The sequence below is a fragment of the Streptomyces sp. bgisy130 genome, from assembly GCF_057708345.1.
Map to the genome: position 1 here is coordinate 175,716 of NZ_JBYISA010000014.1, position 14,961 is coordinate 190,676.

A 14,961-nucleotide genomic window follows, 5' to 3' on the forward strand; every position below is an offset into this window, starting at 1 on the left:
GACGGCTCGTCCGACGGGTCGCCCGACCGATCTGCATGGTCAGGCAGGCAGCCCGCTGCTGGGGTTACCCCCACTCCCGAACGGTGGACCGCCGGATAGGCAACGGTATGTGCGTGCGGCGATCGTGTCGTGTACGGGCTTTCCGCTCACCCGGCGGCGACGGCCCCGGCGCACAGTGCCGAGAGGCAACAGCCCGTCAGACGCTGCGCTCCGGAGGGCCACCCGAAGGATCACGAAGGGGGAAGAGTGGACCGTTCGATGGGGCGCGCGCTCTCGCGCCGTACGTTGCTGGCCTGCGCGGCGGGTGCCGGTGCGGGAGTCGTGTGGGGAACTGCCGGGAGGGCGGTCGCCGGCGGGTGGGGACAGCCGGGGGTGCAAAGGGCGGTGGACGCTGAGGTGGCGCGCCTGGAGCGGGGGCTGATCGCACTGCGGCGGGACATCCAGCGGCATCCGGAGGGGCCGGGGCAGGAGCAGCGCACCGCCGGTGTGGTGGCCCGTGAGCTGCGGGCGGCCGGGCTGGCCGTCACCACGGGGGTGGGCGGCCACGGCGTCGTCGGCGTCCTGCGGGGCTCGTGTCCGGGCCGGACCGTCGCGTATCGGGCGGACATGGATGCGGTGCCGGCCAAGGACATCGTTGGGGGCGGTCCGGCACCGGCCCATCTCTGCGGGCATGACATCCACACCACGGTGGCCCTCGGCGTCGCACAGGTCCTGGCGCGGCTGCGCCGGCAACTGGCGGGAACGGTGGTGTTCCTCTTCCAGCCTGCCGAGGAGAGCCTGTCGGGGGCTCGTGCACTGATCGACACAGGTGTGCTGGAGCGCACCCGCGTGGCGGAGATCCACGCGCTGCACTGCGGGCCGTTCCCCGTCGGCCGGTTCGCGGTGACCCCTGGCTTCGGGATGCCGGGCCAGGACAAGGCGGAGGTGACTGTCTCCGGGCCGGACGCGCCCGATGCCGCGCGGCGACTGGCCACCGAGATCGGCGCGCTCGCCACGGTGGCACTGCCGCAGACTCCCGCGGACCTTGAGCAGATCGTCGCCGACGCCCAGACTCCCCACGGGCCGCTGGCCGAGTTCGTGGCAGTACGGGCCCGGGCGCAGGAGGCCAAGGTGAGTGTCTCCTATCGCTGTTGGCCTCCGGAGCGGTATCGGGAGGTACGCCAGGACATCCAGCGCCTGGCCACGTCATACCCGGGGGCCGGGGTGAGCTTCCCCGCCGAGCCGTTCCCGGCCATGGTCTGCCCGGAACGCGACGCCCGTGTGCTCGCCCACCACCTGCGGCGCACACTCGGCCGGGACGCGGTTACCGAGCTCCACGCCGCCTTCCCTCCCTTCAGCGGCGAGGACTTCGCCCTCTACCTGGACCGCGTCCCCGGCACGTTCACCTTCCTCGGCGTCCGCGCCCCCAGCGCCCCCATCACCACCAGCTACCCGCACTACCCCGACTTCGCCCCGGACGAGCGCGCCATCGGCGTCGGCGTACGGGCGATGGCGGGCTGGATCTCGGAGCGGACCCACGGGGCGCAGGGCCTGGCTGGTGGGCGCGGGGCCTGACCGCCGGAGCGCAGGGCTTGACCGGCGGGGTCGGCAGGGGCCGGCCGGTAGGTCTGCCCGGCGGTTATGGGCCGAGCCGGAGGCGGCGGGGGGCAGGCAGGATGACTGAGCTTCGAGCAGGCATCGCACCGCGGTGTCACGCTCGTTTGGCCAGCAAGTCGTCCAGTTCGGCTGCGAAGAACTGGGCCGGGTCGAAGCCCATGTTGGTGAAGTGGCCGGCGAGTTCCAGCGACAGCACGCCGTGCAGCCGGGTCCAGAAGGCCAGGGCCCGGTGGAGGGCCGTGGGCGGGGCGGGGTGGTCTCCGGCCCAGTCCCGGTGGTCTTTCAGGTGGGCGCTGAACGGAGCCGCGCGGTCGTCCGGAGCGAGCGCCGTGCACGCGTCGAGCAGATTCCTCATGATCTCGGAGGCGATACCGGTGATGTCCTCGGGCGCGTGGTAGCCGGGGACGGGGGTGCCGTAGATGAGGAAATACCGCTGGGGGTCCTCCAGGGCCCAGCCGCGCAGGGCGTGTGCCAGTCCGGCCAGGTCGGCGCCGTTGGTGGCGGCCGCGCCGATGGTCTCGCCAAGGCTCCGGTATGCCTCACGGATGAGTTCGGTGATCAGCTCGTCGCGGCTGGCGAAGTAGCGGTAAAGCGCGGGGCCGCTCAATCCCATCTGCTTGGCGATCGCGTTGAGGGAGAGCGCGGAGGCGCCCGCCGTGGCGATCTGTTCCCAGGCGTGCTCCATGATCTCTGCGCGCACCTGGGCGCGATAGCGCTCCCGCGGCGTCCTCGTGTCCGTCTCCGCGTCCGCCTTCACCACGGCCTGCCACCTTTCCCAACTCAATTGGCTACACCTTACAGATTACGTTAGAGGTTATCACGCATCTATTGCCCCCTCGCATCGCGTGAGTTATAACTTCTAACGACACAAACAAGGTCTAGCCAAGTGCGGGGTGCGCAGTACGGCTGCGCACCCCGCACACCACCGAACGAGGGGAACCCCGTGGCCACCACAGCCGAGTCAGCTCAGACCCACACAGCCCGGCCCGTTCCACTGCCGGTGACCATCTCTTCCTGGGCCGTCCCCGTCATGGTGGTCGGGCAGTTCGCTTTGATGGCGGTCCTCCCGGTGGTGATCGTGCTGGTCGGCACGCACCGTTTCGTCCGCGACCGGGCGGCGCGCTGGGCGGCCACCCTGCTCGCCGCCGCCTACGCCGTCCCACTCGTCGTATGGCTGGTTCGGCCCGACGGGGCGCAGAGCCTGTCCAAAGACATGCACCCGGTGTTCGCCGGGCTGACCGTCGCCACGTCCGCCGCAGTCATCGTCGCCCTCCACCGGGCGCGGGCCCGTCGCCTTCCCACGCGATGACACCCACTCCGGGCACAGACACCGCCCGCCCACCAACTGACAAGGGAGACCTCATGTCCGGCACCCCCAACACCCGCACCCACAACACCCGCCTCCCCAACACCCGTATCCGCGCCGCCCTTTTCACCGTCCCGCTCGTCGCCGTAGGAGTCCTCGGCACCGCTGCCGCACCGGCCGGAGCCACCACCTCTCCTGCCGCCAGGTCCCTCACCTGCCGCGGCGAGAGCGTCAACCCCCAGGCCCTCGTCCGCTACCGGACCGAGACCGTGATCCACGCGCCGCTGCGCACCATTTGGAGACTTCAGACCGACGTGGAGCGCTGGCCGTCCTGGCAGGACGCCGTCACCACCACGGAACGCCTCGACCACGGCCCGTTCCGCGAGGGTTCGGCCTTCCGGTGGACAACTCCGGTACCTCCCAACCCCACCCCCGCCACCAGCCTCGAAATCACCTCGACCGTCGAGCAGCTCAAGCGCCACTCCTGCATTCGCTGGACCGGCCCCGCGGTCGGCGAGGGTCTGCGCATCGACGGCGTGCACGTGTGGAACTTCACCAGGGTCAGGGGCGGCGTCCGCGTGAGCACCGAAGAGACCCACACCGGCGCCGAGGTCGAAGCCGACGTCCCCGCCGCGACCAAGCTCCTCCGCCAGGGCCTCGAAGCCTGGCTGCACGACCTCAAAACCGCCGCCGAAGCCCCCACTCACAACCGGCCGCACTGAACCACGAACCACGAACCAGGGCCCGATCCGCGCCGCCGTTCTCCTCAGCGTCTTACGCGATGAGGCCGGCGGCACGGCACCCCGGGCGGACCGGCACACGCGGGTCGATCGATCCCCTCAGTGACCGTGGCCGTGACCGCTGTGGCCGTAACCCCCGCCCTGGCCGCCAACACCGTGGTCGCCGTGGCCGCCACCGCCGTGCCCACCGCCATCCTCGGCACCGCCCTGGCCCCCGCCGCCGACGATCGTCCACGGGCGCATCAGGTCGTCGTCTTCGTGTTCCAGAAGGTGGCAGTGGTGGACGTACGTCGCCGGAAGTGCGGTGCCGCTGCCCGGGATCGACGCGATCGTGTCCGTCGGCGGGGTGAATTCCCCGGTGATGATTCTGGTCACCGTCTCCGGATATGACTTGACCGTGTCCTTGTAGGACCGTGCTTCGTCCGGGTCGGGCGGAATCGGCGGGCCGGTGAGATAGTTCGCCAGCACCGGTTTGTCCTGCGCTTTGCGGCCACCGTCAATCCACTTTTCGTAATCCGCCTGGTAGCCGGCTGCATCGATCGGCTGCCTGTTCAGCACCTGGAAGTTGACGAGGTGGACATGCATCGGGTGGGCGTCGTGGTTGGGATTGATGTACTCCCAGATCTCGGTCGAGCCCGCCTTGATGAAGTCCTGCGACGGCTCCATGAAGGGCACCGCGTTGAACGTCATTGTGCCGAAGAGCCTGTGCTGGTACAGGACCCATTCCCGCCGACGCGTGTGCGGTTTCGGCTCCATGGGTGGAACGTCCGGCAGTTTGAGTTTCTTGGGCGTCGTTGTCCGGTCCGCGCCTCCGGACAGCGGTTTGGTGACCTGGAATTGCATGATTTCCGAGATTTCCGGTCCCTGGCCGGGCATGCCGGGGTAGTGGACCGGCGCGTGGTAGTTCGTCAAGGTGACCTTGGTGCCCCTGGGAATCTGACTGAAGTCGACGATCAGGTCGTACCGCTCGGCCGGCCCGATCAGGAAGTTCAGCATTTGCAGCGGAGCACGGAATCCGCCGTCGGTGCCGATCAGCCAGAACGGCATATTGGGCTGAGCCAGTGCGGTCCTCGGAACGTCGAACCGCAGCCGCCAGAAACGCTCGTTCGAGGCATTGAGAATGCGCAGCCGGTAGCGTCGCGGCTCAACGGCGAGGAAGGGGTACGCCTTCCCGTTGACGACCGGGGTGTCCTCACCTTCCCGCTCGGTCATGGTGTAGGCGAGCGAGCCGTCCCGGCCGAAGGTCCGGTCCTGAAGGATGAGAGGGACCTCGAATTCGCCTCGCGGCAGCCCGTGGCGCTCGTCGGCGGGGTCACGAATGAGGTAGAGACCGGCAAGGCCCGCGTAGACGTTGACGCTGGTCATCCCCATGCCGTGATCGTGATACCAGAGCATGGACGAACGCTCGTGGTTGGTATAGGCGCAGATCGCTTCGTTGGGTTTGACCCGGCTCGGGTCCAGGGTGGTGTAGGACTCGGCATGGAAGCCGTCCGGGCTGAACGAGTGCAGCGGCATACCGTCGGACTGTGGTGCGGTAAAACCGCCGTGCTGGTGGACGACGTTCCACACACTGACATTCTCGGGAAAGGGCGGCTTGCTCCGGTAGGGAGGCGGAGCCATCGGGGTGAGCTGAGGGTCCCCGTTACGAATGCGGTCGATCACGGACTGGAACAGGTGGGTGGTCGGCAGCTTGTTGCGATATTTGACGACCGTCGGGTGGTCCGCGTTCACGCTGATGGTCGGCCCGAGATATCCCATGCCGATCGCCTTGCGAGGATCGCGCGGGTCCTTGGCCCAGTAACCCCACACGGTTGCCGGCTTGAGGTCGCGGTGAAAGCGCCACGAGCCCTGCCGCATCGTGATCTCGTAGTAGTCGGCGCCCGGATAGACGGAAGGATCCGGGATGGCCGTCAACGGCGTGGGCAGCGGGTCAACGTACTTCTCCAGCGGAGGAGTTGACGTCACCGGGGTGTCCGCAGACCCTTTCCCGTGGGACGACGACGCATACTTCTGCGCTCCCAGAACACCCAGTGGAAGCATGGCCGCACCCCCCATGGCGCCGGCCATGAGGAATTTCCTTCGCCCAAACATCGTGTCCAGCCTTCCATCGCCGCACCTAACGTCCCAGGAATACAGGGCTGGTTCGGAACGCTGTCGCAGCACGCCTGATCGGTCCGGGAATGCCACTCATTGAGCCGATCTCGGCGAAAATTCGGCAGGCAGGGAAATGCCGGGCGGCGCCATCTGTAACGCAAACACCCTGAAGGGGACGACATTCCACTGAACATTCCTCTCAGTGAATCAAATCGGCCCAATTCCAGAGCACCGCATCGCTGTCCTCATTCTCTCCGTTGCAACGCGGTGGCCAAGTGATCGCGCGTGGAGTCCTCATGAATGCATGAACCGCTCGTCACCGCCCTGACCGGACCCGGGCACGTCCCGGCCGGCCGACAAGTGGCCGACCGGGACATCGGGCTCAGGCGAGGTCGAACCGATCGAGGTTCATCACCTTGTTCCAGGCCGCCACGAAGTCACGCACGAACTTCTCCCCCGCGTCCTGGGACGCATAGACCTCCGAGACGGCTCGGAGCTGGGAGTGCGAACCGAAGATGAGGTCGACGGCGGTGGCGGTCCACATGACCTCGCCCGTGGCGCGATCCCGGCCTTCGAAGACGTTCTCGGCCGAGGCCGACGCCTTCCACTCCGTGCCCATGTCGAGCAGGTTGGCGAAGAAGTCGTTGGTCAGGGCCTCCGGCCGCTGCGTGAAGACGCCATGGGGGCACCCTGCGAAGCCGGCGTTCAGGGCACGCATCCCGCCCATCAGCACCGTCATCTCGGGAGCAGTCAGCGTCAACAGGCTGGCGCGGTCCAGCAGGAGGGTCTCCGGTGACAGCTTCTCTCCCGCCCGGAGGTAGTTGCGGAACCCGTCGGCCTTGGGTTCGAGCACGGCGAACGACTCCACGTCGGTCTGCTCCTGCGAGGCGTCCGTGCGTCCAGGTGCAAACGGGACGGTGATGTCGTACCCGGCGTTCTTCGCGGCCTGCTCGACGGCCGCGCAGCCGCCCAGGACGATCAGGTCCGCGAGGGACACCTTCCTTCCGCCGGTCTGTGAGCCGTTGAAGTCCTGCCGGATCCCTTCGAGGGTCTGCACCACCTCGGCCACCTCGGGCAGGTCGTTGACCTCCCAGTCCTTTTGCGGCGCGAGCCGGATCCGTGCGCCGTTGGCCCCGCCGCGCTTGTCGGTGCCGCGGAAGCTTGACGCCGACGCCCAAGCGGTGGCGACCAGCTGGGAGACGGACAGTCCCGAGGCGAGGATCCTGCGCTTGAGGTCGGCGATGCCGTCGTCCGCGACCAGTTCGTGATCGACCGCGGGTACGGGGTCCTGCCACAGCTGCGGCTCGGGAATCCACGGGCCGAGGTAGCGCGAGACGGGTCCCATGTCGCGGTGCAGCAGCTTGTACCACGCCTTGGCGAACGCCACCGCGAGCTTGTCCGGGTTCTCGTGGAAGCTCTTCGCGATCGGTCGGTAGACCGGGTCCACCTTCAGCCCGAGGTCCGTCGTCAGCATCATGGGAGCGTGCCGCTTCGACGCGTCATGGGCGTCCGGCACAGTGTTCTGCGCCGCGGAATCCCTGGGCGTCCACTGATGCGCACCGGCGGGGCTCGTCGTCAGCTCCCACTCGTACCGGAACAGGTTGTCCAGGTACTCGTTGTCCCACTTCGTCGGCTCGGAGGTCCATGCGCCCTCGAGCCCACTGGTGAGCGCGTCGGCGCCCTTGCCGCTGCCGTACGTGTTCCGCCAGCCGAGGCCCTGCTGCTCAAGGGGACCCGCTTCGGGCTCCGGGCCGATGTACGAGGGATCGACGGCACCATGGCACTTGCCGAACGTGTGTCCGCCGACGATGAGCGCCACCGTCTCCTCGTCATTCATCGCCATCCGCCCGAATGTCTCGCGGATGTCGCGGGCGGCAGCCATCGGATCCGGGTTGCCGTTGGGCCCCTCCGGATTGACGTAGATCAGACCCATCTGCACGGCACCGAAGGGGCCGGTGAGTTCCCTGTCGCCGGTGTAGCGCTCATCGCCGAGCCAGGTGTCCTCGGGTCCCCAGAAGATTTCCTCGGGTTCCCAGATGTCCTCTCGCCCGAAGCCGAACCCGAAGGTCTTGAACCCCATCGATTCCATCGCACAGTTGCCGGCGAAAACGAGAAGGTCGGCCCAGGAGATTTTCCGGCCGTACTTCTGCTTGACCGGCCAGAGCAGACGGCGCGCCTTGTCGAGGCTCGCGTTGTCCGGCCAGCTGTTGAGGGGGGCAAAGCGCTGAGCGCCGGCGCCGCCACCGCCCCGGCCATCGGCGATCCGGTACGTTCCCGCGGCGTGCCAGCTCATCCGGATGAAGAGCGGCCCGTAGTGGCCGTAGTCGGCAGGCCACCAGTCCTGCGACGTTTTCATCACCTCGATGACGTCGCGCTTCAGGGCGTCGACGTCGAGGGTCGAGAACTCCTCCGCGTAGCTGAAGTCCTCGTCCATCGGATTGGACCGGGACGAGTGCTGATGGAGAATCTGAAGGTCCAGCTGATTCGGCCACCAGTCCCGGTTCGTCCTGGGCCGGGTCGGCGTGGGGGCCGGGGAGGGAATTACTGGGTTCTCGCTTTCGCTGCCGGACACGTCCGTCCTTCTTCCTGTCTCGGTGTTTCCTTCTGCTGGCTGCTTGCTCTTGACGGCTTGACGTGGGTTTGTTCTGTGGTGTCGAACACTGCGACCCGCGCTCGCCGGCGCGCCATGGCGCCCGCCGGCCGGAATTCCGCCTGACCAGACCCGCGGCAGTCAACGCGGGCTACCGGCCGGCGAGAACCCACCCTTGTGCACGACGCCGATGATCGACCTGTGTCGGCGTCCGTATGGTCGCGCACGCAGGCCGCACCGTGACGAGAACACGCTGAGCACCCCGCGTAACAAGCACTCGAAGTCCGCAGAGGATGCAGCCCGCGACGTGAGTGACGGTCCCGTAGCCGCCCCTGCCAGGCATCTACACATACAAGACGACTCCGGCAGGGGCCGAGCCGGTGCTCTGTCTCCGATGAACTACGTTGATCATGCACGGACCGCCGCCGGGGCGTCGCACGCAGGATGAAGCTGCCTGTCGGCAAGGGCAGTTCAGCGATCTGCGCCCGGCCGGCGCGTCACAGATGGCGCCGGTGGGGGAAGACGGCCGGCAACGACGTCACCAGAACGGAGAACAGCAATGCGGTACGAGTCGTCCGCGCAGCCGGACAGGTGCGGTACACCTTCCCTCGCGAGGCCGACCTCGCGTCGCCGGCTGCTGGGAGTGTCCGGCGCGGCCCTCCTCACAGCGGCGTGCAGTCCCGAGGGGAGTAAGCAGGCGGGTGGCGAGGGGAGTGCGCAGCCGAATGCGAAGGGCGGCGGCGCACCCACCGGCGAGGCGCCGAACGGCGCGCTCGGGGTGAACTTCAACGAGGATCCCTCCGACATGAATTTCTCCCAGGTGAGGGCCCTTTCGGCGAAGTGGGTGCGCGGCTTCGTCCCGATGACGGACGACCTCGACACCCACGCCCCGGCCCAGCAGCAGTCCATCGCCAGGCTGCTCGACGCGAGCGGGAACGACTTCACGACGATCCTCTCGCTGAAGTTCCCCTTCCTGACGCTCGGGCAGTCGCTTCCCAAGGTGGGCAGCAAGGAGATGGCAGCCCAGCTGAAGCGCGTGGACCGGGTGCTGGACGCTGTCATGGGGAAGATGGACATCCTCACCATCGGCAACGAACCCTTCCTCGAGACCAAGAAGGACGAGCGCGACGCGCGCCTCAATGTGTTCTACGAGCACGTCGCCGACCACGTCATCGGCTACCGCAGGAAGCACTTCCCGCACGGCTGCCGGACCCGCCTGTACATGGGGGCTCTCAATCGCCTCGACAAGAAGGACGGCCGCACGCCGGCCACCGAGCGGTGGGTCGCCTTCGTCAACAGGAAGCCGGAGCTCGAGGGCCTCGACATCCATCCACACGTGGACTCCCTGGAGGCGGCCGGCAAGTACGTCCAGTACGTCGTGTCCCGCCTCGACAAGAGCAAGAAATTCCTCGCCACGGAGTTCTCCCTGGTGCAGCATTGGGAAGCCCACATGGGCGACAAGATTCCGGCGGCCTACGCCGAGAAGTACAAGGTGCCCCCGAACACCCGCGTGTGGCAGGTGATCGGCAACGCGTTCGAGAAGCCCTTCCCCCAGCAGAGGTGGGACGACTTCCTCGCGATGAGTCCGTGGTTCGCCTCCCGCAAGGACTATCTGACGCAGCAGATGCAGATGTTCCGGGAGACCGGGAAACTCGCGGTGGCCACCTACGGGGTGGTGCAGATCGAATCCATGCAGACGGGCTGGGACGCTCACAAGCAGCCGTGGATCCTCAACCCCCTGTACGCGAACCGCACTGTCCGGAAGGAAAACGGAAGGGTCGGACGGACCACCGTCTGGTTCGACTCCTTCCGTGCCCTGCAAAATGCCTGACCGGCTCACCGCCCGTCACGGCTTCCGCTCGTCGGCCTCCCGGACTGCGTGGAGGTGGATGAGGACATCGAAGGACTTGGCGATCGCGACGTCGTGCGGATTCGCGGGGAACTGCGTGCCGACGTTGAGCGTGGGCCTGGCGACGTTCAGCCAGGCGCGCGCGGGGGCCGGGGCGTTGCGGACGTCGAGGTAGAAGTCCTGGTAGCGGACCTGGTCGAGGGTGTGCTCGTTCCTGCCGGGCCCGGCGGCGCCCACGGTGAACTTCTTCCAGTCGCCGCCGAGGGCGGCGTCCTTCGACAGGAAGGAGCCCCGGTCGAAGGTGAAGCCGATGGGGAGGTAATTCTTGCCCATCGCCTCGCGCAGGAACGCCCCTTGCGTCTTGGGATACGTCTTGGGGTCTCCGGCGGCATAGCTGACGTGGTCGTTGTGCGCCGACAGCAGGACCTTGCGGCCGGTGTGCTGCTGCCACCAGTTGACGTTCTGAGCCATCACCTCGTCGCGGAAACGCTGGAAGGAAGGCAGCGTTTTAGGGTCGCTGGGGTTCATGGTGAGGAACTTGGCGGTCTGGGCGATGGAGCGGGCATTCTGCTCGGCCCAGTCGAAGGCGTCTCCACCGGCTCCCTTCAGGCTGCTGACCAATTCCAGCGCCTGCTGTGCCTTGGTGGCGAGCTGCTGCCGTTCCGCGAGCGGCTTGCCCAGGTAGGCGAAGACGTCGTCAATCGGGCGCAGGCCGGTATAGAGCTCGTTGAGCCTCGCCAGCGCCTCCGGGTGGTTCTGCTGCACATAGCCGGTCACCCGCCCGAAGAACTCGTCGTTCACTGCGGGGGCGCCGATGTCATCGCCCATGAAGTGGACGGTGCGGCCGGGGTGGTGGCGGTTGTAGACCCGCATCCACTCAATAAGGCTCACGAACTCCTCACGATCCCATGGGCTGTTGGCCAGGGCCGCCTTGGCCAACGTACGGGCGTCGCCCTTGCCGGTCTGAAGGTAGTCGTCGATCTGGAGCCCGGCGGACCAGCTCAATTCGAGAGCGAAGGTGGTGAAACCCTTCTCCTCGACCAGGTAACGGAAGACCCGCTCCTTCATGGCGAAGAACTCATGGGAACCGTGGGTGGCCTCGCCGAGGCCGACCACCTTGGCGTCACCGACCATCGAGCCCAGGGCTCGCAGATCGGCGGTGTTCCCCCGGGGCTCGGTCGAGCGCAGCGGGTGGGCCGCCTGCTCCAGTGCGCGGACCGGGTTCCGCTCCCCGCCGGCCGTGTCGGCCGAGGCCGCCTGGACCGCCACAGGAACGAGGACCGCTCCCACCGCCACCACCGCGGCCGTGCCCAGCAGCCCACGCCGACTGATTCGCTTCCGGTGCCTGACCATGCCATTTTCCCCTCAACTTGCATACGCAACTTGAGAAGGATCATCGTCCGCGATCCCCCTGCCATGCGCTGGGGGCAGCCACCGGACTTTTCCGGGGGGATACCCCCCTACACGCGCCCAGGTTGGGCGAGAGGGAAGGCTACGGCGACGGCTGCGAGGGTGGTGAGCCCGCCCGCTGCTGCTCGTGGTCGTGGGACCTGTGGCTGCGGGAGGGGGCGGACTCGCCTGATGCTGTCCACGGCGAAAGCCGGTCCCAGCCGATCTTCAGGGCGCCCCGTTGCGTCTGCCCCTCTCCGCCTCACTCGTGGGTGCGGCTGCCGTGCGGCGGCGGTGGGCAAGCGCGATGACCGGGCTCGTCGCAAGGAGAATGGCAAGGACCACATAGCCGTAGGCGAGGGTAGCCACAGCGGCGGCACCGGCGACGAGCAGCGGGCCGCCCGCGTCGCCGAGTTCGCGCCCCAGTTCGGCGGCTCCCATGGTCTGGCCGATCCGCTCCTGAGGGGTGGAGGCCGCCAAGGCGGCGAAGCCGAGCGGAGTGATCAGTCCCGTACCGATGCCGATCAATACGGCAGCGAGCAGAACACCGGCCAGTCCGGGCAGCACGGCGCAGGCCAAACCGGCGGCCGTGGTCAGCAGGCCGGCGCCGATGCCGCCGGGCGCACTGATGAGCCCCGCATCCAGGGCCCGCCCGACGCGTGGCTGGACGATCGCGCCGCAGGCCGCGAGGACCGATACGACGGCGCCGGTCGCCACCGTGCCCAGACCCGCCGCCCGCCCGGAGACCGGCAGAAAGCCCACACCAACGGACAGCGCGGCAGCCGCACCCGCGAGGGCTGCGGTCGGACGCCAGAAGGCCGGGACGGCCAGCCGCCTGGCCAAATCCACCACCGTCTGCCGGGCCCGCGGCAACGGTCGTACGTACGGCACGGCGAGCGCGGCCCAGATCGCGACGGCCACACCGAGCACTGCCAGCACCGCGAACAGCAGGCGCAGCCCGCCGGCCCACATCAGGACCCCGCCGAGCAGCGGGCCCAAGGTGTAACCGATGCTCTTGTAGAAGCCGTAACTACCGAACGCCCGACCGTGCTTGGCCGCCGGGTTCAGGCGGGCGACCAGCGCGGCGGCCGAGGGTGAGAAGGCGGAGGCCGCGGCGCCCTGGCCAAGGCGGGCTGCCCACAGCCAGCCGGGGCCGACCGCGAGCGCGTACAGTGCCGACGCCACAGCGAAGGCGACCAGTCCGCCGAGCAGGACGGCGCGGGCGCCAATCCGGTCCGCCAAAGTGCCGAACAGCGGCTTGAGCAGCACTTCCGCCCCGTCGTAGACGGCCAGCAGCCCACCGAGGACCATGACGGAGGTCACCGCGTCCGGCGAGAGACCGCCGAGGCTGGCTGCGACGCCATGGGCACCGAACGCGGTGGTGAACCCGGCCGCGTACAGCGGCCACATCTGCCGCTGCGGTGCGGCCTCTGCGTTCGGCGCCGTCACCGGTCCTCCTGGGCCTCACGAGTGCCAGTCAGCGGACCCTGCCTTCGCTGCTCACACCACTGATGCTCATCCGAGCCGTGGTACATGCCGACCGACCTCGACCAGACTCCCAGAGCGGCCCTTTCACCGACTGGCTCCGCCCGGCTGCCAGGGCGACGGTGGCGAGGAGACCGAGCGGAAGTGCACAACGGGGAGCGAGGGCGATTCATCCTCTGACCTGCAAAAACGCAGGCCAGCGGGCATTCGCAGCGAGGCGGGCGCCGGGGCATCCCTGAGAGGCCCCTGACCGGTGAATGTTTCGTCTGCCGCTCGCCCACCGCCCGGAGAGCCAACTGCCTCCGTCTGCGGGATGGTCCCGGCTTCCGGCGAGCCTTCCGCAATCGCGCTGCGTCGTCGTCACGGACGCGACCCGCGCCAAGAGGCACGGTCATCCTGTACGCCTCCAGTGACCAGACGGAGCAGCACTGGACGAGGGGCAGCGACAGCACGATCCTGCCGATCCCGGCAAGGGCTATTGCCTGACGGGGGCCCAGGGAGACATCGTCACCTCGTCGGCAACGCATGCAAGGGCGGGGCAGCCTACCGTCCGGGCCGAGACACCATGCCGACGGTGGCGGCCAGGGTACGCAGGGCGGTCGTGCCGGCGGCCATTGCCGAGGAGACCGGCCATGCCACCCACCGCGTCAGATCGTCTCGCAGGTCGGGATCCACCTCGACGGTCACCCGGAGGTATCTGCTCTGTAGCGTGGTGACTTTGGTGGGACGGGGTGCGGCAACGTCCTGTCCGCGCTGCAATGCCGCGCGGTAGCTTTCCTTGCGCTGGCTCATGTCTCTTCCTGACGCTTGATCAGTTCCTCCGCGAAATCCATGTACGCCGACCCCTTGGCCTGGACCGGGTTCCCGAATGACTGGGCGTACAGGTCGAGCCGCGCGATCTGGGTGTCCAGCACCTCGAAACCCCGCTCGGTGAGTGCCTCACGAGCGTCGGCATCGGGTCCGGTGCGCGTGGCATCCGGACGGTTGGTGCGATTGAGCAGGACCGCCGTGCGAGCCGGCTCGGCACGCAGGGACTGCACGTCCGCCATCTCGCCGCAGATGGGTGCCATCCGGTCCAGTTCGATGGGGGCGGGGGTCACGGGCACGATCCACTCGCCGGCGTACCTCATGATGCTGCGGGTGATGCGGGGATGGTCCTCCATCTGGGGCGCATCGAGCACGACGGCCTGCCGGTTGCCGAGGAAGTCGTTCACGCGCCGGTGGACGTCCCCCACCGGCAGTGCGATCACCGGAAACGGAAAGCCACCGGCCAGCTCGCTCCACCGCAGCGCGGAAGAGGCTGGGTCCCCGTCGACCAGCAGCGGCGACAGTCCCGACTCATGAAGCGCGTGGGCCAGCCACACCGCACTCGTCGTCTTTCCGACGCCGGGCTTGAGGTTCACAAACGCACAACTCAATGGCACAAGAGCTGACAATAGCGGACACGCTCGTCCAGTTTCGGTCGGTACGGGGCGTGGCTTCGTGGTTCACCCGCAAGCAGTGAGAAACAGCGGACAACCGTTGCGGTCGCGGTCGTCCGTAGGCACCACTGGTTGCTCTTTCCTGCCCCTCGCCGGATGACTTACGGCGCCCGCCCATCCGCACCGACTACTCCACTCGGCCCCGCCACTGCCGGCCCACGAGCCCGGGGGGCCGGCGCGACAACGCAGCGCCGTCCGCCTGACTCGCCGCTCGCTCGCTAGCCCAGGAAGCTCAGCCGCACCTGGCGGTGCGGGTTGCCGATGTTGGTGTCCGCGAAACTCCGTTAAGGCAACCCGCACGATACTCGGCGCCCCTTCCGGATCCGAGGCGCCTCACGTGCACGCCAAGTACACGGAGACGGCGCGGGGCGGTCGGTGTGCGGCGAGGCCCCGCCCGATAGGGCGGGGCCTCGGTTGCTAGTGGTCGACGC

The 14,961-nt window shown here is 68.2% G+C and carries 11 protein-coding genes; 4 read left to right on the plus strand and 7 right to left on the minus strand.

Features of this window, described 5'->3' with window-relative positions:
• The first annotated feature begins 258 nt into the window (after positions 1-258).
• Positions 259-1,554 carry a M20 metallopeptidase family protein gene (locus AC3EUV_RS20465; protein ID WP_435603528.1) on the plus strand — a complete coding sequence of 432 codons (1,296 nt, stop codon included), beginning with the start codon at positions 259-261 and terminating at the stop codon, positions 1,552-1,554.
• Positions 1,555-1,690: 136 nt separating this feature from the next.
• On the opposite strand, the gene AC3EUV_RS20470 is transcribed toward AC3EUV_RS20465, so the two are convergent.
• A complete protein-coding gene (locus AC3EUV_RS20470) occupies positions 1,691-2,380 on the minus strand; it encodes a TetR/AcrR family transcriptional regulator (RefSeq protein WP_432147110.1) in 690 nt (229 codons plus the stop codon).
• A 216-nt stretch (positions 2,381-2,596) separates the two neighbouring features.
• On the opposite strand from AC3EUV_RS20470, the gene AC3EUV_RS20475 reads away from it, so the two are divergent.
• Both AC3EUV_RS20475 and AC3EUV_RS20480 read left to right on the plus strand, forming a co-directional pair.
• A complete protein-coding gene (locus AC3EUV_RS20475) occupies positions 2,597-2,905 on the plus strand; it encodes a hypothetical protein (RefSeq protein WP_435603519.1) in 309 nt (102 codons plus the stop codon).
• Between the two features lie 53 nt (positions 2,906-2,958).
• Positions 2,959-3,624 (plus strand): SRPBCC family protein, encoded by a 666-nt coding sequence (locus AC3EUV_RS20480; RefSeq protein ID WP_435603520.1) that lies wholly within the window; start codon positions 2,959-2,961, stop codon positions 3,622-3,624.
• Positions 3,625-3,741: 117 nt separating this feature from the next.
• Here AC3EUV_RS20480 and AC3EUV_RS20485 read toward each other — a convergent pair whose 3' ends face one another.
• Complete coding sequence (locus AC3EUV_RS20485; protein ID WP_435603521.1) at positions 3,742-5,709, minus strand: multicopper oxidase family protein; 1,968 nt, start codon at positions 5,707-5,709, stop codon at positions 3,742-3,744.
• Between the two features lie 409 nt (positions 5,710-6,118).
• Positions 6,119-8,308 carry a catalase/peroxidase HPI gene (katG, locus tag AC3EUV_RS20490; RefSeq protein ID WP_432143806.1) on the minus strand — a complete coding sequence of 730 codons (2,190 nt, stop codon included), beginning with the start codon at positions 8,306-8,308 and terminating at the stop codon, positions 6,119-6,121.
• Positions 8,309-8,885: 577 nt separating this feature from the next.
• Between katG and AC3EUV_RS20495 the strand changes: the two genes are divergently transcribed.
• On the plus strand, positions 8,886-10,157 hold the full coding sequence (locus AC3EUV_RS20495) for a hypothetical protein (protein ID WP_432143805.1): 1,272 nt from the start codon (positions 8,886-8,888) through the stop codon (positions 10,155-10,157).
• A gap of 15 nt (positions 10,158-10,172) precedes the next feature.
• Here AC3EUV_RS20495 and AC3EUV_RS20500 read toward each other — a convergent pair whose 3' ends face one another.
• The 4 genes from AC3EUV_RS20500 to AC3EUV_RS20515 all read right to left on the minus strand — a co-directional run bounded on the left by AC3EUV_RS20500 (position 10,173) and on the right by AC3EUV_RS20515 (position 14,452).
• Positions 10,173-11,528, minus strand: coding sequence for an erythromycin esterase family protein (locus AC3EUV_RS20500; RefSeq protein WP_435603522.1), 1,356 nt, complete (start codon positions 11,526-11,528; stop codon positions 10,173-10,175).
• 264 nt (positions 11,529-11,792) lie between these two features.
• A complete protein-coding gene (locus AC3EUV_RS20505) occupies positions 11,793-12,974 on the minus strand; it encodes an MFS transporter (protein ID WP_432143813.1) in 1,182 nt (393 codons plus the stop codon).
• Between the two features lie 618 nt (positions 12,975-13,592).
• The gene (locus AC3EUV_RS20510) at positions 13,593-13,841 is read right to left on the minus strand and encodes a hypothetical protein (protein ID WP_432143803.1); all 249 of its coding nucleotides are present in this window, start codon (positions 13,839-13,841) and stop codon (positions 13,593-13,595) included.
• Entirely contained in the window at positions 13,838-14,452 is a 615-nt protein-coding gene (locus tag AC3EUV_RS20515) for a nucleotide-binding protein (RefSeq protein WP_435603523.1), read from the minus strand. Before AC3EUV_RS20515 ends, AC3EUV_RS20510 begins: the two co-directional genes overlap by 4 nt.
• Between the last annotated feature and the right edge of the window lie 509 nt (positions 14,453-14,961).

Coding starts and splice junctions, on each gene's coding strand:
- AC3EUV_RS20480 (WP_435603520.1), top strand. CDS start 2,959: ATGTCCGGCACCCCCAACACCCGCACCCACAACACCCGCCTCCCCAAC.
- AC3EUV_RS20500 (WP_435603522.1), bottom strand. CDS start 11,528: ATGGTCAGGCACCGGAAGCGAATCAGTCGGCGTGGGCTGCTGGGCACG.
- AC3EUV_RS20510 (WP_432143803.1), bottom strand. CDS start 13,841: ATGAGCCAGCGCAAGGAAAGCTACCGCGCGGCATTGCAGCGCGGACAG.
- AC3EUV_RS20465 (WP_435603528.1), top strand. CDS start 259: ATGGGGCGCGCGCTCTCGCGCCGTACGTTGCTGGCCTGCGCGGCGGGT.
- AC3EUV_RS20495 (WP_432143805.1), top strand. CDS start 8,886: ATGCGGTACGAGTCGTCCGCGCAGCCGGACAGGTGCGGTACACCTTCC.
- AC3EUV_RS20485 (WP_435603521.1), bottom strand. CDS start 5,709: ATGGCCGGCGCCATGGGGGGTGCGGCCATGCTTCCACTGGGTGTTCTG.
- AC3EUV_RS20505 (WP_432143813.1), bottom strand. CDS start 12,974: ATGTGGCCGCTGTACGCGGCCGGGTTCACCACCGCGTTCGGTGCCCAT.